The 25,145-nt window shown below is 69.6% G+C and carries 18 protein-coding genes and 2 pseudogenes; 14 read left to right on the top strand and 6 right to left on the bottom strand.

The features are described 5' to 3' along the window. Positions 1-24: 24 nt before the first annotated feature. Complete coding sequence (locus ACHMXE_RS15650) at positions 25-981, bottom strand: sugar ABC transporter substrate-binding protein (protein WP_209543686.1); 957 nt, start codon at positions 979-981, stop codon at positions 25-27. 209 nt (positions 982-1,190) lie between these two features. On the opposite strand from ACHMXE_RS15650, the gene ychF reads away from it, so the two are divergent. The 3 genes from ychF to ACHMXE_RS15665 all read left to right on the top strand — a co-directional run bounded on the left by ychF (position 1,191) and on the right by ACHMXE_RS15665 (position 4,747). Further along, entirely contained in the window at positions 1,191-2,282 is a 1,092-nt protein-coding gene (ychF, locus tag ACHMXE_RS15655) for a redox-regulated ATPase YchF (RefSeq protein WP_203202928.1), read from the top strand. Between the two features lie 347 nt (positions 2,283-2,629). Continuing rightward, entirely contained in the window at positions 2,630-3,985 is a 1,356-nt protein-coding gene (locus ACHMXE_RS15660; RefSeq protein WP_395350116.1) for a DUF4019 domain-containing protein, read from the top strand. A gap of 87 nt (positions 3,986-4,072) precedes the next feature. After that, positions 4,073-4,747, top strand: coding sequence for a glutathione S-transferase family protein (locus ACHMXE_RS15665; protein ID WP_395350117.1), 675 nt, complete (start codon positions 4,073-4,075; stop codon positions 4,745-4,747). A 10-nt stretch (positions 4,748-4,757) separates the two neighbouring features. On the opposite strand, the gene ACHMXE_RS15670 is transcribed toward ACHMXE_RS15665, so the two are convergent. Then, entirely contained in the window at positions 4,758-5,228 is a 471-nt protein-coding gene (locus ACHMXE_RS15670) for a YqaA family protein (RefSeq protein WP_093347931.1), read from the bottom strand. Between the two features lie 194 nt (positions 5,229-5,422). Between ACHMXE_RS15670 and dusB the strand changes: the two are divergent. The 3 genes and pseudogenes from dusB (at position 5,423) to purH (ending at position 8,365) form a co-directional block, all read left to right on the top strand. Beyond that, positions 5,423-6,482, top strand: a pseudogene (dusB, locus tag ACHMXE_RS15675) (tRNA dihydrouridine synthase DusB). A gap of 12 nt (positions 6,483-6,494) precedes the next feature. Beyond that, on the top strand, positions 6,495-6,731 hold the full coding sequence (locus ACHMXE_RS15680) for a Fis family transcriptional regulator (protein WP_203202924.1): 237 nt from the start codon (positions 6,495-6,497) through the stop codon (positions 6,729-6,731). A gap of 26 nt (positions 6,732-6,757) precedes the next feature. After that, complete coding sequence (gene purH / locus ACHMXE_RS15685; RefSeq protein ID WP_395350119.1) at positions 6,758-8,365, top strand: bifunctional phosphoribosylaminoimidazolecarboxamide formyltransferase/IMP cyclohydrolase; 1,608 nt, start codon at positions 6,758-6,760, stop codon at positions 8,363-8,365. Positions 8,366-8,430: 65 nt separating this feature from the next. Here the strand turns inward: purH and ACHMXE_RS15690 are convergent, their stop codons facing one another. Together ACHMXE_RS15690 and ACHMXE_RS15695 are read right to left on the bottom strand one after the other, a co-directional pair. Next, complete coding sequence (locus tag ACHMXE_RS15690) at positions 8,431-8,934, bottom strand: hypothetical protein (RefSeq protein ID WP_209543681.1); 504 nt, start codon at positions 8,932-8,934, stop codon at positions 8,431-8,433. 141 nt (positions 8,935-9,075) lie between these two features. Continuing rightward, positions 9,076-9,972 carry a LysR substrate-binding domain-containing protein gene (locus tag ACHMXE_RS15695; protein WP_093347924.1) on the bottom strand — a complete coding sequence of 299 codons (897 nt, stop codon included), beginning with the start codon at positions 9,970-9,972 and terminating at the stop codon, positions 9,076-9,078. A gap of 160 nt (positions 9,973-10,132) precedes the next feature. Here ACHMXE_RS15695 and ACHMXE_RS15700 point away from each other — a divergent pair, with 160 nt between their 5' ends. Both ACHMXE_RS15700 and ACHMXE_RS15705 read left to right on the top strand, forming a co-directional pair. Continuing rightward, positions 10,133-11,122, top strand: coding sequence for a Bug family tripartite tricarboxylate transporter substrate binding protein (locus ACHMXE_RS15700; RefSeq protein WP_395350120.1), 990 nt, complete (start codon positions 10,133-10,135; stop codon positions 11,120-11,122). Positions 11,123-11,152: 30 nt separating this feature from the next. Continuing rightward, positions 11,153-12,553: an amidase family protein gene (locus tag ACHMXE_RS15705; protein ID WP_395350121.1), complete on the top strand. Its 1,401-nt coding sequence runs from the start codon at positions 11,153-11,155 to the stop codon at positions 12,551-12,553. Positions 12,554-12,562: 9 nt separating this feature from the next. Here the strand turns inward: ACHMXE_RS15705 and hemL are convergent, their stop codons facing one another. Beyond that, positions 12,563-13,849 (bottom strand): glutamate-1-semialdehyde 2,1-aminomutase, encoded by a 1,287-nt coding sequence (gene hemL / locus ACHMXE_RS15710; RefSeq protein ID WP_395350122.1) that lies wholly within the window; start codon positions 13,847-13,849, stop codon positions 12,563-12,565. A gap of 20 nt (positions 13,850-13,869) precedes the next feature. After that, positions 13,870-14,835 carry a bifunctional hydroxymethylpyrimidine kinase/phosphomethylpyrimidine kinase gene (locus ACHMXE_RS15715; RefSeq protein WP_209543676.1) on the bottom strand — a complete coding sequence of 322 codons (966 nt, stop codon included), beginning with the start codon at positions 14,833-14,835 and terminating at the stop codon, positions 13,870-13,872. A gap of 111 nt (positions 14,836-14,946) precedes the next feature. On the opposite strand from ACHMXE_RS15715, the gene ACHMXE_RS15720 reads away from it, so the two are divergent. The 6 genes and pseudogenes from ACHMXE_RS15720 to ACHMXE_RS15745 all read left to right on the top strand — a co-directional run bounded on the left by ACHMXE_RS15720 (position 14,947) and on the right by ACHMXE_RS15745 (position 25,097). Continuing rightward, the gene (locus ACHMXE_RS15720) at positions 14,947-15,117 is read left to right on the top strand and encodes a rubredoxin (RefSeq protein ID WP_007838397.1); all 171 of its coding nucleotides are present in this window, start codon (positions 14,947-14,949) and stop codon (positions 15,115-15,117) included. An 81-nt stretch (positions 15,118-15,198) separates the two neighbouring features. Continuing rightward, entirely contained in the window at positions 15,199-15,597 is a 399-nt protein-coding gene (locus tag ACHMXE_RS15725; protein WP_057590817.1) for a PleD family two-component system response regulator, read from the top strand. Further along, positions 15,598-15,963 (top strand): PleD family two-component system response regulator, encoded by a 366-nt coding sequence (locus tag ACHMXE_RS15730; RefSeq protein WP_057590818.1) that lies wholly within the window; start codon positions 15,598-15,600, stop codon positions 15,961-15,963. Between the two features lie 19 nt (positions 15,964-15,982). After that, complete coding sequence (locus ACHMXE_RS15735) at positions 15,983-16,516, top strand: chemotaxis protein CheW (protein ID WP_203202917.1); 534 nt, start codon at positions 15,983-15,985, stop codon at positions 16,514-16,516. 46 nt (positions 16,517-16,562) lie between these two features. After that, a complete protein-coding gene (locus ACHMXE_RS15740) occupies positions 16,563-18,890 on the top strand; it encodes a methyl-accepting chemotaxis protein (RefSeq protein WP_203202916.1) in 2,328 nt (775 codons plus the stop codon). Positions 18,891-18,915: 25 nt separating this feature from the next. Then, positions 18,916-25,097: pseudogene (locus ACHMXE_RS15745) on the top strand (Hpt domain-containing protein). Positions 25,098-25,145 lie beyond the last annotated feature (48 nt).

Consider the following 25,145-nt stretch of genomic DNA (forward strand, 5'->3'; position numbering starts at 1 on the left):
ACAGCGGTGAAGGAGGCGCGGTGCTTACTTCTTCGAATCCTTGGTCACCAGCACCACGTCGGTCTTGATCTCGGCCGGCATGTCGGCCTGGCTCTTCTTGTCGGCGATCGCCTTCAGCGCGGTCTCGATGCCGAACACCGCCTGCTTGTCGGCGAACTGGTCGGCCGTGGCGAGCACGCGGCCGTCGGCCAGCATCGGCTTGATGGCGCCGATGTTGTCGTAGCCCACCACCTGCACCTTGCCGGCCTTGCCCGCGGCCTTCACGGCCGCCACCGCGCCCAGCGCCATGCTGTCGTTGCCGGCAAGCAGCGCCTTGAGGTCGGGGTTCTCGCGCATCATGCCGGCGGCCACCGTGTTGCCCTTGTCGATTTCCCACTGGCCCGACTGCACGCCCGCGACGTTGATGCCGGCGGCCTTCATCGCGTCCTGGTAGCCGAGGGTGCGCTGCTGCGCATTGAAGGTGGTCGACACGCCTTCGATGATCCCGACCTTGTCGCCCGACTTCAGGCTCTTGGCGAGGTAGTCGCCCACCAGCTTGGCGCCGGCGCGGTTGTCGGGGCCGACGAAGGGCACCTGGATGTTCTTCTCCTTCAGCGCGGCCGCGTCGAGGCGGTTGTCGATGTTGACCACCAGGATGCCCTTGTCGATGGCGGCCTTGACCACCGGCACCAGCGCCTTCGAATCGGCCGGTGCGATCACCAGTGCATTGACCTTCTGCGCCACCATCTGCTCGACCATCTTGATCTGCGCGGCGGTGTCGGTCTCGTCCTTGATGCCGTTGGTCACCAGCGTGTACTTGCCCGAATTCGCCTTCTGGTGCGCCTTGGCCCCGTCTTCCATGGTGCGGAAGAACTCGTTGGCCAGCGACTTCATCACCAGCGCGACCTTCGGCTTGTCCTGTGCGAGCGCCGGCGAGGCGGCGAAGGTGCCCAGCAGGGCGAGGGCGGCGGCGGTCTGCACGGTGCGGCGGGTGAACTTCATGGTGCGTGTCTCCTGAGGTGTGTTGGAACGAACGATGACCGATCTGGCGGCCCGGCGCCGATGGTAATGGACGAAAACGTTTGCGCAAACGTTTGCTTATCGGGTTTTCATCGGGTTTTACCCTGACCCGCCGGCCCGGTTTGGCGCCCGGCGCAAACCGCCGCTCGGGCCGCCTCGCCTAAAATCGCCGGTTCACCTGAGGACCCCCCATGAGCTTGAAGTGCGGCATCGTCGGCCTGCCCAACGTCGGTAAATCCACCCTTTTCAATGCGCTGACCAAGGCCGGCATCGCAGCGGAAAACTATCCCTTCTGCACCATCGAGCCCAACGTGGGCATCGTCGAGGTGCCCGATCCGCGGCTCGCCCAGCTCGCCGACATCGTCAAGCCCGAGCGCGTGGTGCCCGCCATCGTCGAGTTCGTGGACATCGCGGGCCTCGTGGCCGGCGCCAGCACCGGCGAAGGCCTGGGCAACAAGTTCCTGGCCCACATCCGCGAGACCGACGCCACGGTGAACGTGGTGCGCTGCTTCGACGACGACAACGTGGTGCACGTGGCCGGCAAGGTCGACCCGATCTCCGACATCGAGGTGATCCAGACCGAGCTGTGCCTGGCCGACCTGTCGACGGTCGAGAAGGCGCTGCAGCGCCACACCAAGGTGGCCCGCTCGGGCGACAAGGAGGCGCAGAAGCTGGTCGGCCTGCTCGAGCGCTGCCAGGCCGCGCTCAACGAGAACAAGCCCGTGCGCGCGCTCGAGTTCACCAAGGAAGAGCAGCCGCTGGTCAAGAGCTTCACGCTGATCACCGCCAAGCCCGCGATGTTCGTGGGCAACGTGGCGGAAGACGGCTTCGAGAACAACCCCTACCTCGACCGCCTGCGCGAGTACGCCGCCAAGCAGAACGCGCCCGTGGTGGCGATCTGCGCCAAGATCGAGGCCGACCTGTCCGAGATGGACGACGAGGACAAGAAGATGTTCCTGGCCGAGATCGGCCAGGACGAGCCGGGCCTCAACCGCCTGATCCGCGCCGCCTTCAAGCTGCTGGGCCTGCAGACCTACTTCACCGCCGGCGTGAAGGAAGTGCGCGCCTGGACCATCCACGTCGGCGACACCGGCCCGCAGGCGGCCGGCGTGATCCACACCGATTTCGAGAAGGGCTACATCCGCGCCCAGACCATCGGTTTCGACGACTACATCGCCTTCAAGGGCGAGCAGGGCGCCAAGGACGCGGGGAAGATGCGTTCCGAAGGCAAGGAATACGTCGTCAAGGATGGCGACGTGATGAATTTCCTGTTCAGCTCCTGAACCTTTCGCGCCCCGCGCGAAGAAAGCGCCGTGATCCGCAGCGTCACGGGTCCGGCGCCCTCCACATCTCTCCCTTCACGCTGGCCAGCCGCGCCGCCTCCCGCTCGCGTCGGCGTGATTTGCTTCTCGGAAATTCGCGCGTCCGCGAATTGAGCGGCAATTCCTGAATTCCCGCGTGTGTATTATCCCGGGCGTTTTTTGGGTTTCCGGGGAATGAGTTTCCTGCGAAATCCGACGAATTCTGATTGAAATCGAAGCCAAATAATTCATTGATTTGAATTTTGGTTCGATTCGGAATTTTCGAAGGATGTTCAGGCATCCAGGAATAAAAAGGGGAGGAAATTCAAATGAACCGGATATTCACGGGCTGGCTCGCCGCATGCCTCATGGTCGCGGGCCTGCGGATCGCCGCCGCGGCGCCATCGGTGCCGGATGCGGCATCCGACGAATTGCTGCGCGTCGCGGCCGACATCCTTCGCAAGGCCGACGCCGACCAGGTGAACGAGCTCTGGGAGTCGGGCTCCGGCGTGTTGAAGAGCCGCATGGGCAAGACCGCCTTCGTGCGGGCCACGCGAAAGGCGCGGCTGTCGATGGGGCCCGTCACCGATCGCGAGTGGTCGAGCGTGACACGGCTCAAGTACCAGGCCGACAACGAATCCGGCTTTCCCGCGGGCCTTTATGCCAATGTCGTGTTCTCCACCCAGCTGGACAGCGGCAGGAAAGCCTCCGAAAGAATCAGCTTCGCGCGCGAGAACAACCGCTGGATCTTCACCGGCTATGCAATAGCGCGGGAGGCGCCGGATACCGCCGCGACGCAGGATGCATCGGCGGCGCCCGCCAAGCCAGCAACCCAGCCAGCAACCCAGCCCGCAACCCAGCCCGCAACCCAACCGGGCGCGCCTGCGGTGCGCCCTGCCGGCACCGCCGAGGTCGAGGCCGCGGTGCAAGCCTGGGCCTCGGCCTGGTCGGCCCGGGACGTGGATCGCTACCTGGCGGCCTATGCGCCGGACTTCACGCCGGCCCGCGGCCAGAGCCGCTTCCGGTGGGAAGAAGAACGCCGCGCCCGCATCACGAGCAAGTCGAGCATCGGCGTCACCCTCGAGGACCTGGTGATCAGCGTCGTTGGCGAGACCGCGAGCGCCCGGTTCCGGCAGAACTACCGCGCGGACGCCTTGCGTGAGGTGAGCCGCAAGACGCTGGAGCTGCAGCGCTCGGGCGGCCAGTGGCTGATCCGCAGGGGAAAACACCGGCGGTTGAGCTCGCCGCGGACCGCCATGGCTTCGACTTCCAGCGACGAGCGCTTCGCCCAGGTCGTGTTCGCCTCGATCCAGGCGGCCGAGAAGCTCATGCGCAGGGACGCAGCGCTGCCTCCGCTGGGCCTCGCGTTCCTGCGCGAGGGCGACGAGTTCCAGCTGGTCAACCCGCACGAAGAGGACCGGGCGAAGAACCTCGATGGCGAGCGGCTCCAGGAGCGCGTGCACGAGCGGCTTCGCGCCATCGTCGGGCAGCGCGACGATGTGGTCGCCGTGTCGACCGTGCTGTACCAGCGGGGACGGGGCCGGATCTATGTCCAGGTCGAACTGCCCGAGGCGGTGATGCAGCCGCTGGTCTTCGCCGTGGCGCGCGTGAATGGCGTGTGGACCGTGTCCGACAGCTGGGAATCGTTCCACCGGCTGATCGCGGCACCCCTCTTCGCGCGCTGAGCCGAGGGCGGCTGCGGGGACTGCGCATCGGCGCGCGGCAGGCTAGACTGCCGCGCCCCGTCGCCCTCGCTTCGTTCCAACCCCGCCATGCTCACCGTCCACCACCTCAACAACTCGCGTTCGCAGCGCGTGCTCTGGCTGCTCGAAGAACTGGGCCTGCCCTACGAGATCGTCCACTACCAGCGCGATCCGAACACCATGTTGGCGCCCGCTTCGCTGCGCGCGGTGCATCCGCTGGGCAAGTCGCCGGTGGTGACGACCGACGACGGCCTCGTGCTCGCGGAATCGGGCGCGATCATCGAGACCGTGATCGAGCGCTATGGCCAGGGCCGCCTCGCGCCCGCGCCGCTCACGCCCGAGGCGCTGCGCTACCGCTACTGGCTGCACTTCGCCGAGGGCACGGCGATGTCGCCGCTGCTGCTCAAGCTGGTGTTCGACCGCATCGAGAGCAGCAAGATGCCCTTCTTCGCCAAGCCGGTGGCCAAGGCCATCGCCGCCAAGGCCAAGTCGGCGTTCATCCTGCCGAACATCGCGAGCCACCTGAACTACATGGAAACCGAACTCGGCAAGAGCGAATGGTTCGCGGGCGATGCCTTCAGCGGCGCCGACATCCAGATGAGCTTCGTGGTCGAGGCCGCGCATGCGCGCGGCGGGCTCGATGCGAAGCGGCCGAAGCTCATGGCCTGGCTCGCGCGCATCCATGCGCGCCCCGCCTACCAGCAGGCACTCGCGCGCGGCGGCCCGTACGAACTGCTGAACTGAAGCCGTCCGTTCAGGACGGAAAGATGTAGAGCAGCGCCACCGTCATCGTGACGTAGCGCAGGAACTTGCCGATCGCCATGTAGGCCAGGCAGGGCCAGAACGGCAGCCGCAGCCAGCCCGCGACCGCGCACAGCGGATCGCCGACCAGCGGCAGCCAGCTCAGCAGGCAGGCCTTCGGGCCGAGCCGCTCGAGCCAGCCGAGCACGCGCACGTGGTGCTTCGAGTGCGAGTACTTGTCGGCCACCTTGTGCGCGCCGTAGCCCATCCACCAGTCGACCGCGCCGCCCAGCGTGTTGCCCACGGTCGCGACCGCGATCGCGGGCCAGAACAGCTCGGGGTTGAGCTTGAGCAGGCCGAACAGCACGGGCTCCGAACCCACGGGCAGCAGCGTCGCCGAGATGAAGGCGGCGATGAACAGCGTGGAGAGGCCGTATTGCGGCAGCGCGAGAAGCGCGAGGAGTGCGTCGAGCCAGGCTTGCATAAGGTCGGCGCAGTATAGGCAGCGGATCCAGGAGGGCCAGGTCGGAGGAGGCGCCGCCGCGCATGGGATTTCCACCCGTGTTTACACCCGTCGCGGCGACGCGAATCGGCGCAAATCGTTTCAGTCACTGAAATGGCAGGTGGCTACAATCGTGCCTCATTTTTCAGCAGCCGACGCGCACAGCCTTCCCCGCCATGACCCTGCAGATCGGCAACCACACGCTGGAGAACCGCCTGTTCGTCGCGCCCATGGCCGGCGTGACGGACCGGCCCTTCCGCCATGCTGTGCCGCGCGCTCGGCGCGGGCTACGCGGTCAGCGAGATGGTGACCTCGCGCAAGGACCTCTGGAATTCGCTCAAGACCTCGCGGCGTGCCAACCACGACGGCGAGCCGGGTCCCATCGCGGTGCAGATCGCGGGCACCGACGCGGCCATGATGGCCGAGGCCGCGGTCTACAACATCGAGCGCGGCGCGCAGATCATCGACATCAACATGGGTTGCCCGGCCAAGAAGGTCTGCAACAAGTGGGCCGGTTCGGCACTGATGCGCGACGAGCCGCTGGCGCTCGAGATCGTGAGCGCGGTGGTCGATGCCGCGCAGCCGCACGGCGTGCCGGTCACGCTCAAGATGCGCACCGGCTGGAGCATGGAGCACCGCAACGCGGTGAAGCTCGCGCGCGATTTCGAATCGGCCGGCGTGCAGATGCTCACCGTGCACGGCCGCACGCGCGAGCAGGGTTACAAGGGCCACGCCGAGTACGACACCATCGCCGCCGTCAAGGCCGCGGTGCGCGTGCCGGTGGTGGCCAACGGCGACGTGCGTTCGCCCGAGAAGGCGCGCGAGGTGCTCGCGGCCACCGGTGCCGACGCGGTGATGATCGGCCGCGCCGCGCAGGGCCGGCCGTGGATCTTCCGCGAGATCGCCCACTTCCTCGACACCGGCACGCACCGCGCGCCGCCGCTGGTGGCCGAGGTGCGCCGGCTGCTGCTCGACCACCTGGTGGAGCACTACGCACTGTACGGCGACTACAGCGGCGTGCGCACCGCGCGCAAGCACATCGGCTGGTACGTGCGCGCGCTGCCCGGCGGCGAGGAATTCCGTTCGCGCATGAACGCCATCGAGGACTGCGAGGCGCAGCTGCGCGCGGTCGGCGAGTATTTCGACGGGCTTGCGGACCTGATGGACCGCATCCCGCAGCACCAGGCGGCCGAAGAGCTGTCCGGCGAAGAGGAGGCGGCCTGCGCCGCTGATTAAGAGAAGAAAAGCATGAGCAAGAAACACATCGAGGACTGCGTGCGCGCCAGTCTGGAGAGCTACTTTCGCGACCTGCGCGGCACCGAACCCGACGGCATGTACGACATGCTCGTGCGCGTGGTCGAGAAGCCGCTGCTCGATGTCGTGATGACGCGTGCCGAGGGCAACCAGTCGAAGGCCGCCCAATGGCTGGGCCTGAACCGCAACACGCTGCGCAAGAAGCTGGTCGAACACAAACTTTTGAAATGAACGAGAACGCACGGCGTAACGACACCATGGCCAAGACCGCACTGATTTCCGTCTCCGACAAGACCGGCATCCTCGAATTCGCGCAGGCGCTGCATGCGCTGGGCATCAAGCTGCTGTCCACCGGCGGCACCGCCAAGCTGCTGGCCGACGCCGGCCTGCCGGTGACCGAGGTGGCCGACCACACCGGCTTTCCCGAGATGCTCGACGGCCGCGTGAAGACGCTGCATCCCAAGATCCACGGCGGACTGCTCGCGCGGCGCGACTTGCCGGCGCACGTGGCGGCCATCGAGCAGCACGGCATCGACACCATCGACCTCCTGATCGTCAACCTCTATCCGTTCGAAGCCACCGTGGCCAAGCCCGGCTGCACGCTCGAGGACGCGATCGAGAACATCGACATCGGCGGCCCGGCCATGGTGCGCAGCGCCGCCAAGAACTGGAAGGACGTGGGCGTGCTGACCGACGCCTCGCAGTACGCGGTGGCGCTGGCCGAGCTCAAGGCCGACGGCAAGCTCAGCGACAAGACCAAGTTCGCGTTCTCGGTGGCGGCGTTCAACCGCATCGCCGACTACGACGGCGCGATCAGCGACTACCTCTCGGCGATCGACTTCGAGACCAGCCAGGGCCAGTCGACACCCACGCGCTCGCTGTTCCCGGCGCAGAGCAACGGCCGCTTCGTGAAGGTGCAGGACCTGCGCTACGGCGAGAACCCGCACCAGCAGGCCGCGTTCTACCGCGACCTGCATCCGGCGCCCGGCTCGCTGGTGTCGGCGAAGCAGCTGCAGGGCAAGGAGCTCAGCTACAACAACATCGCCGACGCCGATGCGGCGTGGGAATGCGTCAAGAGCTTCGACGTGCCGGCCTGCGTGATCGTCAAGCACGCCAACCCCTGCGGCGTGGCGATCGGCAAGGATGCGGCCGAGGCCTATGCCAAGGCCTTCAAGACCGACCCGACCTCGGCCTTCGGCGGCATCATCGCCTTCAACCGCACGGTCGACGCCGCCACCGCGCAGGCCGTGGCCAAGCAGTTCGTCGAAGTGCTGATGGCCCCGGGCTACACGCACGAGGCGCTCGAGGTGTTCCAGGCCAGCAAGGCGAAGCTCAACGTGCGCGTGCTCGAGATCGCGCTGCCGCCGGGCGGTGCCACCGACTGGGACAACGGCCGCAACGCGATGGACGTGAAGCGCGTGGGCTCGGGCCTTTTGATCCAGACCGCCGACAACCACGAGCTCGCGCTGTCCGACCTCAAGGTCGTGAGCAAGAAGCAGCCCACGCCGCAGCAGCTGCAGGACCTGCTGTTCGCCTGGAAGGTCGCCAAGTACGTGAAGAGCAACGCGATCGTGTTCTGCGCCGACGGCATGACCATGGGCGTGGGCGCGGGCCAGATGAGCCGCCTCGACTCGGCGCGCATCGCGAGCATCAAGGCCGAGCATGCGGGCCTGTCGCTGCAGGGCACGGCGGTGGCCAGCGATGCCTTCTTCCCGTTCCGCGACGGCCTCGACGTGGTGGTCGATGCGGGCGCGGGCTGCGTGATCCAGCCGGGTGGCTCGATGCGCGACCAGGAGGTGATCGACGCGGCCGACGAGCGCGGCGTGGTGATGGTGCTGTCGGGCGTGCGTCACTTCCGGCACTGAGCCGGGCACGGTTCGAAAAGCAAAGGCGGCCTCGGCCGCCTTTTTTCATGGGCCTCGGCGGCCGTCTACTCAAAGCGGTACTTGAGCTGGAAGCTCAGCGCGCCATAGAGCCGGTTCTTGACCGTCGGCACGTAGGCGATGTTGAGGCCCCAGTTCTTGCCCTCGATCGCCGCGGTGGGGATCAGCGCCGGGAACCAGTTGCCGTTGCGGTAGTTGGGGTAGCCGTCGAAGCCGCCGACCACGGCGCCGAAGCGCACGCCGTGGAATTCGAACGGCAGCACGTAGAGGCCGAGGTAGTGCGACTGGCGCCGGTCGCTGTTGTGGAAGGTGCCGAGCGTGACGCGGTAGACGTCGTTGAGCGGGTACTCGAAGCCCAGGCCGGGGTTCTTGTTCTCGAGGCCCTTGTCGCGGTCGAAGTGGGCCGAGTAGAAGCCGAGGTTGATCCAGGTCTTCTGGATCTCGAAGGGCTGGTCGAAGGTCGGCAGCGTGAAGTCCACCGACTGCGCGAGCGCCGGACCACAGACGAGAAGGGCGGCACTCAGGACCGGCAGCAGGCGCAGGGATTTCATGGCTGGATGTTCTGGAGATCTCGTGCGGCTCGAGGCTGGCCGCGATGTCTTCTTCCCTGGTGTCGTCGCGCTCCGCGAAGCGCGGGCGCAATATACACGCCGCCGCTGTCATCGCCGTGGCACCTGCGGGCGTGCCGCCGCTCAGGCCGGCCGCGCCAGGTACTTGCGAAACAGCTCGGCCAGCCGCAGCGCGGCCAGCGACAGCGGCTTGCCGCGTGGCGAGACGATGCCCAGCTCGAGCGGCGGCACCGGCATCGCGAGCGGCACGCGCTCCACCAGCGCGTCATAGGGCGGCATCGTGAGCATGCCGGCCGGGCCGACCATCAGCGCGTCGCTGCGCGTCAGGAGGCCCCAGCTCACGCCGAAGGAGGCGACCTCGATGCGGTGCTCGGGCAGCGGCAGCCCCTGCGCGGCGTACTGCTCGAGCAGGAAGCTGTGCTGGCTGCCCGGTGCCAGGTGCATCAGCCATTCGGCGCCCGCGATCTCCTCCCAGCGCGTGGCGTGGCGCAGCGGATGGCCGCGCCGGCACAGCACGGCCATCTCGATCATGTCGAGCCGCTCGAACGCGAAGTCGGCATCGAGGGCCGAGGCCACCGGGCCCGCCACCGCGAAGTCGACCGCGCCCTCGCGCAGCAGCGGCAGCACCTGCGGGATCAGGCCGTCGAACAGCTTGAGCTGCGCCTGCGGCATGGCCTTGCGGAAGGCGCGCACCACCTCGGGCAGCACGCCGAGGAACACCATCGGCGTGACCGCCACCGCCACGCGGCCGTGCTGGCTGCCCTGCAGGATGCGGATGTCCTGGCGCGCGAGCTCGAGCTGCTGGTGCGCGAGCCGCGCGCGCACCGTGAGCTGGCGCCCGGACTCGGTGAACTCGATGCCGCGCGAGCTGCGCAGCACCAGCTGCGCGTCGACCTCGGCCTCGAGCTCGCGGATCGCCTTGGTCACAGCGGCCTGGCTCAGGTGCAGGCTGCGCGCGGCGGCGCGGATGCTGCCGGTGTCGGCCAGCCGCAGCCAGGCCTTGAGCTGGTGATCCTTCATGCGGCCGATTCTGCCGCGCGGCCCGGCGCGGGAATCTACCGACAAACGCAGGTTGTCATCGCGACAAGCGATTGTCTTTTGCGGCGCGGGCCCGGTTCCTAGACTTCGGCCACCAGCCGGCTCGTGGTGAACGGCGGGATTCCCCAAGAGGAGATGCTTCGTGCCTGCATTGCTGTCATTCGCATGGACCCGCCGCGCCGCGGTGGCCGCCCTGGCCGCCCTGGCCACCGCCGCGCTGGCTGCTTCGGCCCCGTACCCCGAGCGCCCGGTGAAATTCATCGTGCCCTATGCCGCCGGCTCCGGCGTCGACGTGGCGATGCGGCCGGTGGCCGACGCGATGGCGCGCGAACTGGGGCAGGCCATGATCGTCGACAACCGGCCCAGCGCGGGCGGCATCGTCGGCACCCAGGCCCTGGTGAGTTCGGCGAACGACGGCTACACGGTCGGCTACGGCAACCTCGTGACCCTGAGCATCAACCCGGCCTTCTTCTCGAAGCTGTCGTACGTGCCCGAGAAGGACCTGGTGCCGGTCGGCCTGATCTCGAGCAATGCCTACGTGCTGATCGTGCGCAAGGACCTGCCGGTGCGCAGCCTGCAGGAGCTGGTCGCCTACGGCCGCGAGCACCCGGGCAAGCTCTCGGTCGGCACGCCGGGCATCGGCAGCGCGGGCCACCTGACCGGCGAGCTGCTGAAGACCGAGACCGGGCTCACGATGGTGCAGGTGCCCTACAAGACCGGCACCCAGGCGGTGGCCGACATGGTCAACGGCCAGCTCGACGTGACCATCGAGAACATCTCGGCGGTGCTGCCCTTCGTGCAGCAGGGCCGGGTCAAGGCGATCGCCGTGACCAGCGCGAAGCGCGCCGCGGTGCTGCCCGAGGTGCCGACCGTGGCCGAGAGCGGCGTGCCGGGCTTCGAGGTGGTGGCCTGGGGTGCGCTGATGGCGCCCGCGGGCACCTCGCGCAAGACCGTCGACCGGCTCAACACCGCGCTGCGCGCCGCGCTGGCCGACCCGGCCGTGGTGCGCGCCAATGCCGCGCTGTCGATCGAGGCATTGCCCTCGAGTCCCGAGGAGCTCAGCGCGCTGATGCAGCGCGAGAAGCCGCGCTGGGCCGAGGCGGTGCGGCGCGCGGGCGTCAAGGGCGACTGATCCATCCATCTTTTTTCGAGGAGACAAGCCATGCAACCCTGGCAACTGGAGGCCGCCGAACTCGCGCGGCGCATCGCGGCACGCGAACTCTCGTGCGTGGAGGCGGTACGCAGCAGCCTGGAACGGCTCGAGGCCGTCAATCCGCGCCTCAATGCCGTGGTCGACGGCGGCGCCGAGGAAGCGCTGCAGGCCGCGCGCCAGGCCGACGCGGCGCTGGCCGGCGGCGAGGCGACCGGGCCGCTGCACGGCGTGCCGGTCACGATCAAGGTCAACGTCGACCAGCGCGGGCATGCCACCACCAACGGCGTGGCGGCCTATCGCCAGGTCGTGGCCGCGGAGGACAGCCCGGTGGTCGCGAACCTGCGGCGCGCGGGCGCGATTCCGATCGGCCGCACCAACACGCCCGCGTTCTCGATGCGCTGGTTCACCGACAACGCGGCCCACGGGCGCACCCTCAATCCGCACGACGCGGCCGTGACGCCCGGCGGCTCGAGCGGCGGCGCCGCGGCCGCGGTCGCGGTCGGCATCGGCGCCATCGCGCACGGCAACGACCAGGGCGGCTCGATCCGCTACCCGGCCTATGCCTGCGGCGTCTACGGCCTGCGCCCGAGCTTCGGCCGCGTGCCGGCCTTCAACCCGTCGGGCTCCGGCGAGCGGCCGCCGGTGGTGCAGCTCAGCTCGGTCCAGGGGCCGCTGGCGCGCAGCGTGCGCGACCTGCGGCTGGCCTTCGCCGCGATGGCCGCGCGCGACGCGCGCGATCCGTGGTGGGTGCCCGCGCCGCTCGAGGGCGCGCCGCCGGCCGGCTCGCCGCGCGTGGCGCTGTGCACCGCGCTGCCCGGCTACGCCTGCGATCCCGAGGTGGCCGATGCCCTGCAGCGCGCCGCGCGCCGGCTCGAGGGCGCGGGCTACCGCGTCGAGCCGGTGGAGCCGCTGCGGCTGCGCGAGGCGGCCGAGCTGTGGCTGGCGCTGACCATGGCCGACAGCCGGCTGCTGGTGGAACCGGCGCTGCTGCGCGACGGCGACCAGACCATCCGCCAGGCCTACCGCGCGATGGACGCGCATGCGCCGCGCTTCGACACCGAGGCCTACATGCGCGCGCTGGCCGCGCGCACGGGGCTGATGCGCGAGTGGGCGCTGTTCCTGCAGCGCCATCCGCTGCTGCTGATGCCGGTGTCGTGGCGCCATCCGTTCCCGGTCGATGCCGACCAGCGCGGCGCGGACGCGATGCGCGACTTGCTCGATGCCCAGAGCCCGCTGCTGGCGACCGCGATCCTGGGCCTGCCGGGGTTGTCGGTGCCGATGGGGCTGCGCCGCGGGCTGCCCACGGGCGTGCAGCTCGTGAGCGATCGCTTCCGCGAGGACCTGTGCCTCGCGGCGGCCGAGGTGCTCGAGGCCGAGGCCGGGCCGGTGATGCCCATCGACCCGGCCTGAGCCTCCCGCTCAGCGCTTGCTGAAGATCTCGCGCGCCGCCTCGACGGTGGCCGCGATGTCCGCGTCGCTGTGCGCGGCGCTCACGAAGCCGGCTTCGTAGAGCGCGGGCGCGATGTACACGCCGCGCTCGAGCAGGCCGTGGAACAGCGCGTTGAACTGCGCGTTGTCGGTGGTCATCACCTTGGCGTAGTTCTGCGGCAGCTCGTTCATCAGGAAGAAGCCGAACATGCCGCCCTCGCTGTCGGCGCTGAAGGGCTGGCCCTCGGCGGCGGCCGCGGCCTTCAGGCCGTCGACCAGCGCGCGGGTCTTGCGGCCCAGCGCCTCGTAGAACCCGGGCCTGGCGATCTCCTTGAGCGTGGCCAGGCCGCAGGCCGTGGCCACCGGGTTGCCCGAGAGCGTGCCGGCCTGGTAGACCGGCCCCAGCGGCGCGAGCTGTTCCATGATGGCGCGCGGTCCGCCGAAGGCCGCCAGCGGCATGCCGCCGCCGATGACCTTGCCGAGCACCGTGAGGTCGGGCCGGATGCCCAGCACGCCCTGCGCGCCATGCAGGCCGACGCGAAAGCCCGTCATCACCTCGTCGAAGATCAGCAGCGCGCCGTGCTGCGTGCACAGCGCGCGGCAGCGCTGCGCGAACTCGGGCGTGGCGCGCACGAAGTTCATGTTGCCGGCGATGGCCTCGATCATCAGGCAGGCGATGTCGTTGCCGTGCAGCGCGAAGGCCTCCTCGAGCTGCTGCAGGTTGTTGTACTCGAGCACCAGCGTGTGCTGCACCACTTCGGGCGGCACGCCGGCCGAGGTCGGGTTGCCGAAGGTGGCGAGGCCCGAGCCGGCCTTGACCAGCAGCGCGTCGGCATGGCCGTGGTAGCAGCCCTCGAACTTGATGATGGTCTTGCGCCCGGTGGCGCCGCGCGCCAGCCGCAGCGCGCTCATCGCGGCCTCGGTGCCCGAGCTCACGAGGCGCACCATCTCCATCGAAGGCACCAGCGCGAGGATGGCCTCGGCCAGCTCGATCTCGCGCTCGGTCGGCGCGCCGTACGAGAAGCCCTCGAGCACGGCCTTCTGCACCGCCTCGACCACCGCCGGATGGCCGTGGCCCAGGATCATCGGGCCCCAGGAGCCGATGTAGTCGATGTAGCGCTTGTCGTTGGCGTCCCAGAAATAGGCGCCCTCGGCGCGCTGGATGAAGCGGGGCGTGCCGCCGACGGCCTTGAAGGCGCGCACGGGCGAGTTCACGCCGCCGGGAATCACGGCGCGGGCGCGCTCGAAGAGGATGTCGTTGCGATCGGAAGTGGGCATCTGGAACGGGGGAAGTGGAATCAGTGGCGGGTGTCGTGGGGCGGCAGGGCGAAGTCGGGCACGTCGTCGCCGGGCTCGCCATCGTCCTCCTCGGGCTCGGGCTCGGCCCAGAACAGGCGGTCGGGCAGCACGTGGCCCATGCCGGGGCGGAAGCCCGCGTCGAGGCAGCGGTCCATGTAGGCCAGCGCCTCGGTGGTGGCGGCCACCAGGTCGGTGCCGCTGGCCAGCAGCGCGGCCAGCGCGGCCGACAGGGTGTCGCCGGCGCCCGAGAAGACGGCCTCGAGGCGCTCGTACTTCTCGCTGGTCAGCACCGACTGCGGCGAGGCCAGCACGTTGTCGATGAACTGGTCGGGCAGCACCAGGCCGGTGACCAGGGTGTAGGGCACGCCGAACTCGCCGGCCGCCATCGCGATGTCGCGCGCGCCGGGCGGGCGCTCGCCGCTCCAGTCGGGCAGCAGCCAGCGCCACAGCGTGCTGTGGTTGCCCACCAGCACCGTGGTCTGGGGCAGCACCAGGTCGCGGAAGGCGTCGAGGTAGGCGTCGATCTCGTTCTCGTCCCACCACGAGAGGTTGGGCATGTACGCCACCACCGGCACCTCGGGGTAGTCGGCGGCGGTCTCGGCGATGGTGCTCAGCGCCTCGGGCGTGCCGGCGAAGCCGACCTTGATCAGCTGCACCTCGACGTCCTCGAGGATGGCGCGGGTCTGCTCGGCGATGGCCTCCTCGTCGAACGCGAAGTGGTCGAAGATCTCGGCCGTGTCGCGCGCGTAGGCGCCGGTCACCACCGGCAACATGTGGGCGCCCACCGACCCCATGGCCAGCCCGTCGCCGGCCAGGCCGCCGGCACCGCTCGGGTCGCTGGCATTGAACACCAGGACGCAGGGGGGATTCAGGTCCTGATCCGCCAAGGCATCGCCGTCGGGCAGGGGATCGTTAAGATCGCCCGGTTTGTCAACGCTGTCTGCTGGATGTAAGTGGAAGGTCATACGCCGGGCGGAATCCGCTGGATGGTGGCATGGGCGCGACGTTTACAGGGCGCCAGTGAGATACGCATAGATACACTCGTTGCATTTAATGAACAAGGACTTTAAGCTCCGATGAATACGAAAACTTGGATGTGCCTGATTTGTGGGTGGATCTATGACGAAGCTGTAGGTGTACCGGAAGACGGGATTGCGGCAGGCACGGCCTGGGCCGACGTTCCGATGAACTGGACCTGCCCCGAGTGCGGTGCGCGCAAGGAAGACTTCGAAATGGTTGAAATCTGAAAAGCATGGCATAGAGCTACGCGATCTGCGCCGGTGTACGGCGCGGCGGGCATCCAAGTCTCATGAGCAGGAGCTTTTGCAATGGGCCCGAATGGATCAGGTTACAAGGTGCTCGTCATCGACGACAGCAACACCATCCGGCGCAGTGCCGAGATTTTTCTGAAGCAGGGTGGTCACGAGGTTCTCCTCGCCGAAGACGGCTTCGACGCGCTCTCCAAGGTTAACGACCACAAGCCGCACCTGATTTTCTGCGACATCCTGATGCCGCGGCTGGACGGCTACCAGACCTGCGCCATCATCAAGCGCAACGCCCATTTCTCCAAGGTCCCGGTCGTGATGCTGTCGTCCAAGGACGGCGTGTTCGACAAGGCGCGCGGCCGCATGGTCGGATCGCAAGACTACCTGACCAAGCCTTTCACCAAAGACCAGCTGCTGCAGGCCGTGCAGCAGTTCGGCAACGTTTCACAGGAAGTGCAGTAAATGCCCATTCGAAAAATCCTCGTCGTCGACGACTCCAAGACTGAACTGGTGTTCCTGTCCGACCTGCTCCACAAGAACGGCTTCGCCGTGAAGACCGCCGAGAACGCCGAGGACGCCATGCGCCGCCTCGAGGAAGACCAGCCCGACCTGATCCTGATGGACGTGGTGATGCCCGGCCAGAACGGCTTCCAGCTCACGCGCGCGATCGCCCGCGATCCGCAGTACGCCGCGATCCCGATCATCCTGTGCACGAGCAAGAACCAGGAAACCGACCGCGTCTGGGGCATGCGCCAGGGCGCGCGCGACTACATCGTCAAGCCGGTGAACGCGCAGGAGCTGATGTCGAAGATCAGCGCGCTGAACTGAGCGCGGATCTGCCGAGCCCATGGCGAATCGCGACGCACTGAGAGCCTTCCAGTCCCGGCTGGCGAGCCGCCTGCAGGCCGCGCGCACCACCGGCGTGGCCGCGACCTGGCTCGCGGTCGAGGCCGGCGAGGGCAAGTACCTGTTCCCGCTCGGCCATGCCGGCGAAATCTTTCCCTGGACGCCGCCGCAGCCCGTGCCCTACACGGCGCCGTGGTTCCTCGGCGTGGCCAACCTGCGCGGCGGCCTCTACGGCGTGGTGCAGCTGTCGGCCTTCGCCGGCGGCGCGCCCAGCGGTCCGGCCGCCAGCGAAGCGGCCCGCATCCAGTCCCGGCTGGTCGCGCTCAACGAGCTGCTCGACGTCAACTGCGCCCTGCTGGTCGATCGGCTCGCGGGGCTGCGCGGCGTCGAGGCCTTCGCGTCCTCCGAGCCCCCGGGCGCCGACGCGCCACCCTGGGCCGGACATCTCTACACCGACGCCGCCGGCGAACGCTGGCAGGAAGTCAATCTGCAGGCGCTGTCGCAGCAGCCCCAGTTTCTGAGTATCGGCGCCTAGCTGTCACAAGCGCCTGTGCACCCGACCACCACCTGAAGGACCGACCGTGAGCTCGATCGCCGACAAGTTCAAGAAATTACTGCCCGCCAGCGGCAACGACAAGGCCCGCGTCGATGGTTCGGGTTCGCTCGCGATCGACAACGTCGACACGGTGCAGGTCCCCGACGAGAAAACCGTGCGCATCGCGCGCGCGCCGGGCGACACCTCCTTCGGCGGCGCGCCGGCCGCCAGCTCCTTCAGCGAGGGCGGTGCCCTGGTCGATGGCGGCGAGGCCGCCAACGAGCCCGGCCGGCCCGATGCCTCCACCGACCTGCTCGCCGACGACGGCCGCGCCGGCCAGAGTCCCGCGCGTCAGCAGCGCGTGCTCGCAATTTTGCTGGCGGTGGTGGTGCTGGCGCTGCTGCTGGTCGCCGGCCTCGCCATCCTGCGCGCCGAACGGCTCGCGCAGCAGGTGGCGGCCACCGGCCAGTCGCTGATGCAGTCGCAGCGCCTCGCCAAGTCGATCTCGCAGGCCCTGGTGGGCAGCGCGCCGGCCTTCACCGAGGTGAAGGACAGCGCCGACGACCTCACGCGCCGCGTCAACGGCCTGACCAACGGCGACGAGGCACTGCGCCTCGAGCCCGTGGGCGAGGCCTACGGCGAGGACATGGGCAAGATCGGCCCGCTGGTCGCGCGCGCCGATGCCAGCGCCAAGGCCGTGCTGGCCCAGCGCCAGATCCTGACCCAGGTGGGTGCCGCCCTGCGCGACATCAACCAGCAGTCGTCCACGCTGCTCGAGATGACCGAGACCGTCGCCTCGCTCAAGATGCAGCAGAACGCCACGCTGCCCGAGATCTCGGCCGCGGGCCAGCTCGTGATGCTGACGCAGCGCATCGGCAAGTCGACCAACGAGTTCTTCACGGTCGAGGGCGTGAACCCCGACGCCGTGTTCCTGCTCGGCAAGGACCTGAACACCTTCCAGGAAACCACGCGCGGCCTGCTCGACGGCAACGCGCAGCAGCGCTTCCCCGGCTCGAAGGACCCGCAGACGCGCCAGCAGCTCGAAGCCATCCTGAAGACCTACGAGCAGATGCGCACGCAGGCCTCGGCCATTCTGGGCAACCTGCAGGGCCTGGTGGCCGCGCGCGAAGCGCAGGCGTCGATCCTGACCGACAGCGAACCGCTGCGCAAATCGCTGGGCGAGCTGCAGGACAAGCTCTCGGCGCGCACCGGCCTGGGCGCCGGCACCATCGTGCTGCTGTTCGTGCTCTCGCTGGCCGCCCTGGCACTGGCCGGCGCCATCGGTTTCGTGCAGGTGCGCGAAGGCCGCGAACGCGCCGCCAACGCCGAGCGCGAACGTCTGTCGGCCGAGCAGGCTTCCGAGGAAGCCAGCCGCATCAACAACGCCAACCAGGCCGCCATTCTTCGGCTGATGAACGAACTGCAGACGGTGGCCGAAGGCGACCTGACGCAGGAAGCCACCGTGACCGAGGACATCACCGGCGCCATCGCCGACTCGGTGAACTACACGGTGGAAGAACTGCGGCTGCTGGTGGGCAACGTGCAGAACACGGCCACCCGCGTGGCGCTGACCACCTCGCAGGTGGAAAGCACCTCGACCGAGCTGCTGGCGGCCTCGACCGAACAGCTGCGCGAGATCCGCGAAACCGGCCAGTCGGTGCTGACGATGGCGGAGCGAATCAACGGCGTGTCCTCGCAGGCGCAGGAGTCCGCCACGGTGGCGCGCCAGTCGCTGCAGGCCGCGTCCTCGGGCCTGCAGGCGGTGCAGAACGCCATCGGCGGCATGAACGCCATCCGCGACCAGATCCAGGAAACCTCCAAGCGGATCAAGCGGCTGGGCGAATCCTCGCAGGAGATCGGCGAAATCACCGAGCTGATCTCGGACATTACCGAACAGACCAACGTGCTGGCACTGAACGCCGCCATCCAGGCCGCGTCGGCCGGTGAAGCCGGTCGCGGCTTCTCGGTGGTGGCGGAAGAAGTGCAGCGGCTGGCCGAACGCTCCGCGGACGCCACGCGCCAGATCTCGGCGCTGGTGAAGGCGATTCAGACCGACACGCAGGACGCGGTGGGCGCCATGGAGCGTTCCACGCAGGGCGTGGTCGAGGGGGCGAAGCTGTCCGACAACGCGGGTACCGCGCTGTCCGAGATCGACCGCGTGTCGCGCCGCCTCGCCGAGCTGATCGAGCAGATCTCGCAGTCCGCGTCCCGCGAGGCCGATTCGGCCAACGTGGTGGCGGCCAACATCCAGCACATCTTCGCCGTGACCGAGCAGACCGGCGAGGGCACGCGGACCACCGCGCAGCAGGTGCGCGAACTGTCGCAGATGGCCGAGGAACTGCGTCGTTCGGTGGCCCGTTTCAAGATTGCCTGACACAGAAGAACGGCGAGCATCCAAGGTGGCTATCCAATCCCCCGTCGCGGCCCCCCTCGCCGGCAATCCGCCGGCCACCGAAGACCTCGGGCCGCTGGCCTGGGTGCTCGGAGAAATCCAGAAGTCGCTCGAGAACGTCGGCAAGTCGCTGCGCCGCTTCGCGCGCGACGTCGGCAACGCGGCCGAGATCGAGAGCGGCCCGCTGCAGATGGCGCGCCAGCAACTGCACCAGGCCGTCGGCGCGCTGCAGATGGTGGGCCACAACGCGCCCGCGCTGGTGCTCGGCTCGATCGAGTTCGCGGTGCAGGGCTTCGTGGCCGAACCGCAGCGCTGCACCGACAGCGCCGCGCTGAAGATCGAGCGCGCGGGCTTCGCCGTCACCGATTTCCTGCAGGCGCTGCTGGCCGGCAAGAACGTGTCCTCGATCGCGCTGTTCCCGCAGTACCGCGAGGTGCTCGAACTGGTCGGCAACGAGCGCGTGCATCCGGCCGATCTCTGGAGCGCCAGCTGGCGCTGGGTCGAGATCCGTCCCGCGCTCACGCAGGCCTCGCTGGCCTACGACCCCTCGGTGCGCTCGCGGCTCGACCGCGAGGTGCTGCAACTGGTCAAGACCGGCGACCCGCAGGCCGCGCGCCGCCTGCAGGCGCTGTGCCTGGGGCTCGGCCGCGGCGCGCTGCTGCCGCGCGTGGCCAGCTTCTGGACCCTGGCGGCCGGCTTCTTCGAGGCGCTGGCGCTGGGCCTCGTGCCCGCCGACAGCTACGTCAAGCGCGCCGCCTCGCGCGTGCTGCTGCAGTACGCCACGCTCGCGCGCGGCGACAGCGTGGTGTCCGACCGGCTCGGCCAGGACCTGCTGTTCTTCTGCGCCCAGGCCGTGCCCACCGCGCGCGACGAAGCCGCCACCCTGCGCAGCGTGCGCACGGCCTGGGGCATCGCGCATGAACAACGCGTCGACTACACGGTCGAGCAGTTCGGCCGCTTCGACCCGCTGGTGCTGGCCCAGGCCCGCAAGCGCATCGAGACCGCCAAGGAGATGTGGTCGGGCCTCTCGGGCGGCGACATCACGCGCACCCGCCAGGTGGCCGACACCTTCGCCCAGCTCGGCGAATCGCTGCACCGGCTGCATCCGCCGAGCGAGCCGATGGTGCAGGCGCTCGCGCATGCCGTCGACGCCTCGGTGCGCAGCGGCCAGCCGCCCGATACCGAGCTCGCGATGGAAGTCGCGACCTCCGTGCTCTACCTCGAGGCCGCGCTCGAAGACCTCGACCCCAGCGATCCGCAGCTCACCCAGCGCATGCTCAAGCTCGCCGGGCGCATCGAGCGCGTGCGCGCGGGCGGCCATTCCGAGCCGCTCGAGCCCTGGATGGAGGACCTGTACCGCCGCGTCAGCGACCGCCAGACCATGGGCACCGTGGTCGACGAGCTGCGCAGCCATCTGAGCGAGCTCGAGAAGTCGCTCGACCAGTATTTCCGCCGCCCCGGCGAGAAGGGCCTGCTGCGCACCGTGCCGAGCCAGCTGCAGCAGATGCGCGGCGTGTTCTCGGTGCTGGGCCTCGACCAGGCCGCGAGCACCGTGCAGCGCATGCGCGACGACGTCGAGTCCATGGTGGGCAGCGCCTCGCCGGCCGACGAGATGGCCGGCTTCGACGCGCTGGGCAACAACCTCGGCGCGCTCGGCTTCCTGATCGACATGCTGGGCTACCAGCCCGCGCTGGCCAAGCGCCTGTTCGTGTTCGACGCCGAGATCGGCGAGCTCAAGCCGCTGATGGGCCGCCAGGCCGTCGAGGCCGAGGCGGCCGAAAGCGCGGCCGCGCCGGCCGCCGAGCCGCTGCTCAGCATCGAGGAGGTCGATGCCCAGATCGCGTCGAAGCTGGCCGCGCTGGCCACGCCGACGCGCAAGGCCAAGCCTTCGCCGATCGAGGAATTCAGCAGCAAGGCCGACAGCTGGACCGCCAAGATCGTCGGCCCCGCCGCGCTGCCCGACACCGAGGTCACGGAGCTCGAGGAAGACGACCTGCAGAACATCTTCCTCGACGAGGCGCGCGAGGTGGTGCACAACGGCCAGAACGCGATCACCGCGCTCGGCAGCCGCCCCGACGACACCGACGCGCTGACGGTGCTGCGCCGCGCGTTCCACACGCTCAAGGGCAGCTCGCGCATGGTCGGCCTCACCGACTTCGGCGATGCCGCCTGGTCGCTCGAGCAGGTGCTCAACACCTGGCTCGCCGACCAGCGTCCCGCCACGCCAGAGCTGCTGGCCGGCACGCAGCAGGCGCTGCGCGACTTCGGCCTGTGGGTCGAGGACATCGCGGCCTCGGCGCCGCATGGCTGGCAGTCGGCGCCGTTCAGCCGCCTGGCCGAGGCCCTGCTGGCCGGCGAGCCGGTGCCCACCGCGCCGCCGCGCGTGGCCGACGCCGAGACGCTCGCGATCGCGGCGCGTCAGATCGCCGCCGATCCCCTGCCCACCTCGCCGGCGCCGCTCGAGGTACTGCCGCCGCAGCCCTCGCTGTCGACCGCCGCCGCGCTGGCGCTGCCCGAGTTGCCCGACCTGCCCGATCTGTCGCTCGAACCGGCCGACGCCTCGGACACCTCCGACGTGCCGCGGGCCGAGGCGCGCAACGCCGGTCCGGAGGACGACGATTTCGTCTCCACCGACTTCCTCGACTTCGAGACCCGCGAGCCTTCGTCCACCGCGCCGGCGCCGCTGCCGACCGCGCTGAGCGACGGCATCGACTTCGATTTCCTGGCACCGATCGGCGCTGCCGCCAAGGCGAGCGAGCCGGCCGAGGAGGCCGCGATCGAGGCCGCCAGCCTGTCCGCCGAGCTGCCGTCCTCCGCGCTGTCGATCGACGCCGCGCAAGCCTCGGCCGAGCGCGCCGAGGCCGAGGCGCCCGCGCTGCCCGACCTCGACTGGGCGCCCGAGCCGCTGCCGCTGCGCGAAGCCAGCCAAGCCGGCGATGTCGGAGATGTCGGCAAGGCCGAGCCTATCGACTTCCCGAGATCCAGCTCGAGCCCGTGGAAGCACCGGCCGAGTTCGCCCAGGCCGCCACGGTCGCGCCCGAACCGGCCGCGCCCGAGACCGCCGCGCTGGTCGACATCGCGTCCGAGGCCCTGCCGCCGGTGGCACCCGTCCAGCCCGAACAGGCCGTGCAGGCCGAAGCGGAAACGGAAACGGAAGCGGAACAAGCGGAGCCCGTCGCCGAGGCGCCGGCCGCCGCCGAGCCCGAACCCGTGGCACCGGTGGTGCAACCGCTCGAAGTGGCCGTGGGCGGCAGCGCCGACGACCAGGTCAAGGTGATCGGCCCGCTGCGCATCGGCATCGCGCTCTACAACGTCTACCTCAACGAGGCCGACGAGTGGTCGCGCCAGCTCGCCACCGAGGTCGGCGAGTGGGCGCTGCAGCCCTACGAACGCGTGGCCGACTCGACCATCGCGCTGGCCCACTCGCTGGCCGGCAGCTCGGCCACGGTCGGCTTCCACAGCCTGTCGGGCATGGCGCGCTATTTCGAGGCCGCGCTGCAGCATCTGCAGATGCAGGGCAGCGGCACGCGCGAGCAGGGCATGGTGCTGGTCGCCGCGGCCGACGAGCTGCGCCGCCTGCTGCACCAGTTCGCGGTCGGCCTGCTGCGCGACCCCTCGCAGCAGACGCTGCAGGCGCTGCGCGACATCGCCGCGTCGCCGATGCCCTCGCCCTACGCCGAGGAACTCGCGCACGACGAGCCGCGCGCGCCGCTGCAGGTGGTGTCGCCGCAAGGCGGCGCCGACGTGGCGCTCGACGACTCCGAGGACGCCATCGACCTGGCCGACGCGGTCGACGTCGACCTGTTCCCGATCTTCGAGGAAGAGGCGGCCGAACTGCTGCCGCAGCTCGGCGAGGCGCTGCGCCAGTGGTCGCACCATCCCGACGACGGCGCGCCGCGCACCGCGGTGCTGCGCACGCTGCACACGCTCAAGGGCAGTGCCCGGCTGGCCGGCGCCATGCGCCTGGGCGAGCGCGCGCACCGCATGGAATCCGAGATCGAGCTGCTGGGCACGCAGGGCCACGTCGAGCGTTCCGACATCGAGAAGCTGCTGGCGCGCCTCGACACGCTGCAGGCCACCTTCGATGCGCTGCGCGAGGCCGACGATGCGACCCAGGTCGAACTGGCGCAGCGCGTGGCCGAAGCCACCGCGACGCCCGTCGCGCATCCCGAGCTGCGCGCCGAGCCCGCCAACGACGCCATCGCCGCGGTCGATGCCGACACCGAGGCCGAACCGGCGGCCGCCACGTCCGCGCCGGTGCGCCCGGCCCCCGCCACGCTCGCGCCGCTGCGCGCGCCGGTCGGCCAGGCCGTGCGCATCCGCACCCAGCTGCTCGACCGCCTGATGGCGCAGACCGGCGAGGTCATCATCACGCGCTCGCGGCTCGAGGCCGAACTCGGTTCGCTGCGCGGCTCGCTGGCCGACCTCACGGGCAACCTCGACCGCCTGCGCCAGCAGCTGCGCGACATCGAGGTGCAGGCCGAGAGCCAGATGCAGTCGCGGCTGGCGCAGGCCAAGGATTCGCAGCAGGGCTTCGACCCGCTGGAGTTCGACCGCTTCACCCGCGTGCAGGAGCTCACGCGCATGATGGCCGAGTCGGTGAACGACGTGGCGACCGTGCAGCGCACCCTGCAGAAGACGGTGCAGGCGACGGAAGACGACCTCAGCGTGCAGGCGCGCCAGACGCGCGAACTGCAGCGCGGCCTGCTGCGCACGCGCATGGTGGAGTTCGAGGGCATCTCCGACCGCCTCTACCGCGTGGTGCGCCAGGCCACCAAGGACACCGGCAAGCAGGTGCGCCTCGACATCACCGGCGGCTCGATCGAAATGGACCGCGGTGTGCTCGACCGCATGACGCCGGCCTTCGAGCACCTGCTGCGCAACTGCGTGGCCCACGGCATCGAGGACGCCGCGCGGCGCGAGGCCGCGGGCAAGGACGCCAGCGGCCTGATCGTGATCGACCTCGCGCACGAGGGCAACGACGTGTCGGTGAGCTTCCGCGACGACGGCGCCGGCCTCGACCACGAGCGCATCGCCGAGCGGGCCCGCTCGCTGGGCCTGCTCGCGGCCGACCAGGCGCTCACGCCCGAGGAGGCCACCGAGCTGATCTTCCGGCCCGGCTTCTCGACGGCCGGCCAGGTGTCGGAACTCGCGGGCCGCGGCATCGGCATGGACGTGGTGCGCGCGCAGGTCGCCGCGCTCGGCGGCCGCATCGAGACGCGCAGCCAGCCGGGCCAGGGCACCACCTTCAAGCTGGTGCTGCCGCTGACCACCGCGGTGACGCACGTGGTCATGCTGCGCTTCGGCGAGGTGTCGATCGGCGTGCCGTCGAACCTGGTCGAACTGGTGCAGCGCGTGAACGCCACCGACCTCGAATCGGCCTACCTGCACGACACCCATCCGTTCGGCAGCGAACAGGTGCCGTTCTACTGGGGCGGCGCGCTGCTGCAGGCCTCGCCGCGCAGCGAGCACATCGCGGGCCGCACCAACACCCTGGTGATCGTGCGCAGCGCCGCGCAGCGCGTGGCGCTGCACGTCGACGAAGTGCTGGGCAACCAGGAAGTGGTGGTCAAGAACCTCGGGCCGCAACTGGCGCGGCTGCCGGGCCTGGCGGGCATCTCGGTGCTGGCCTCGGGCGCGGTGGCGCTGATCTACAACCCGGTGGCGTTGGCCGCGGTGCATGGCGAACAGGCACGCGCACGCCAGGCTGCCGCGCTGGCGCAGCCGGTGGCGGCGGCCGACGAGGCGCGCGGCCCGCACGGGCAGGACCCGGCCGCGGCGCTGGCGCCCGTGGTGCCGCAGATTCCGCTGGTGCTGGTGGTCGACGACTCGATCACCGTGCGCCGCGTCACGCAGCGCCTGCTGCAGCGCGAAGGCTACCGGGTCTCGCTGGCGGCCGACGGCCTGCAGGCGCTCGAGCGGCTGCAGCAGGAACGCCCGGCGGTCGTGCTGTCCGACATCGAGATGCCGCGCATGGACGGCTTCGACCTCGCGCGCAACATCCGCGGCGACGCGGCGCTGGCCGAGCTGCCGATCATCATGATCACCTCGCGCATCGCCGAGAAGCACCGCGACTACGCGCGCGACCTCGGCGTGAACCACTACCTCGGCAAGCCCTACTCCGAAGAGGAACTGCTGCGGCTGGTGCGGGCCTACACCAGCGACACGGCGACGCTCGCGGCGGCCTGAGGCGCGCGCCCCGCGAAAAAAAAGCCCGGACGGCGAGGAGCCTCCGGG

The organism is Variovorax sp. UC122_21, from assembly GCF_044056785.1.
Classification (GTDB): domain Bacteria; phylum Pseudomonadota; class Gammaproteobacteria; order Burkholderiales; family Burkholderiaceae_C; genus Variovorax.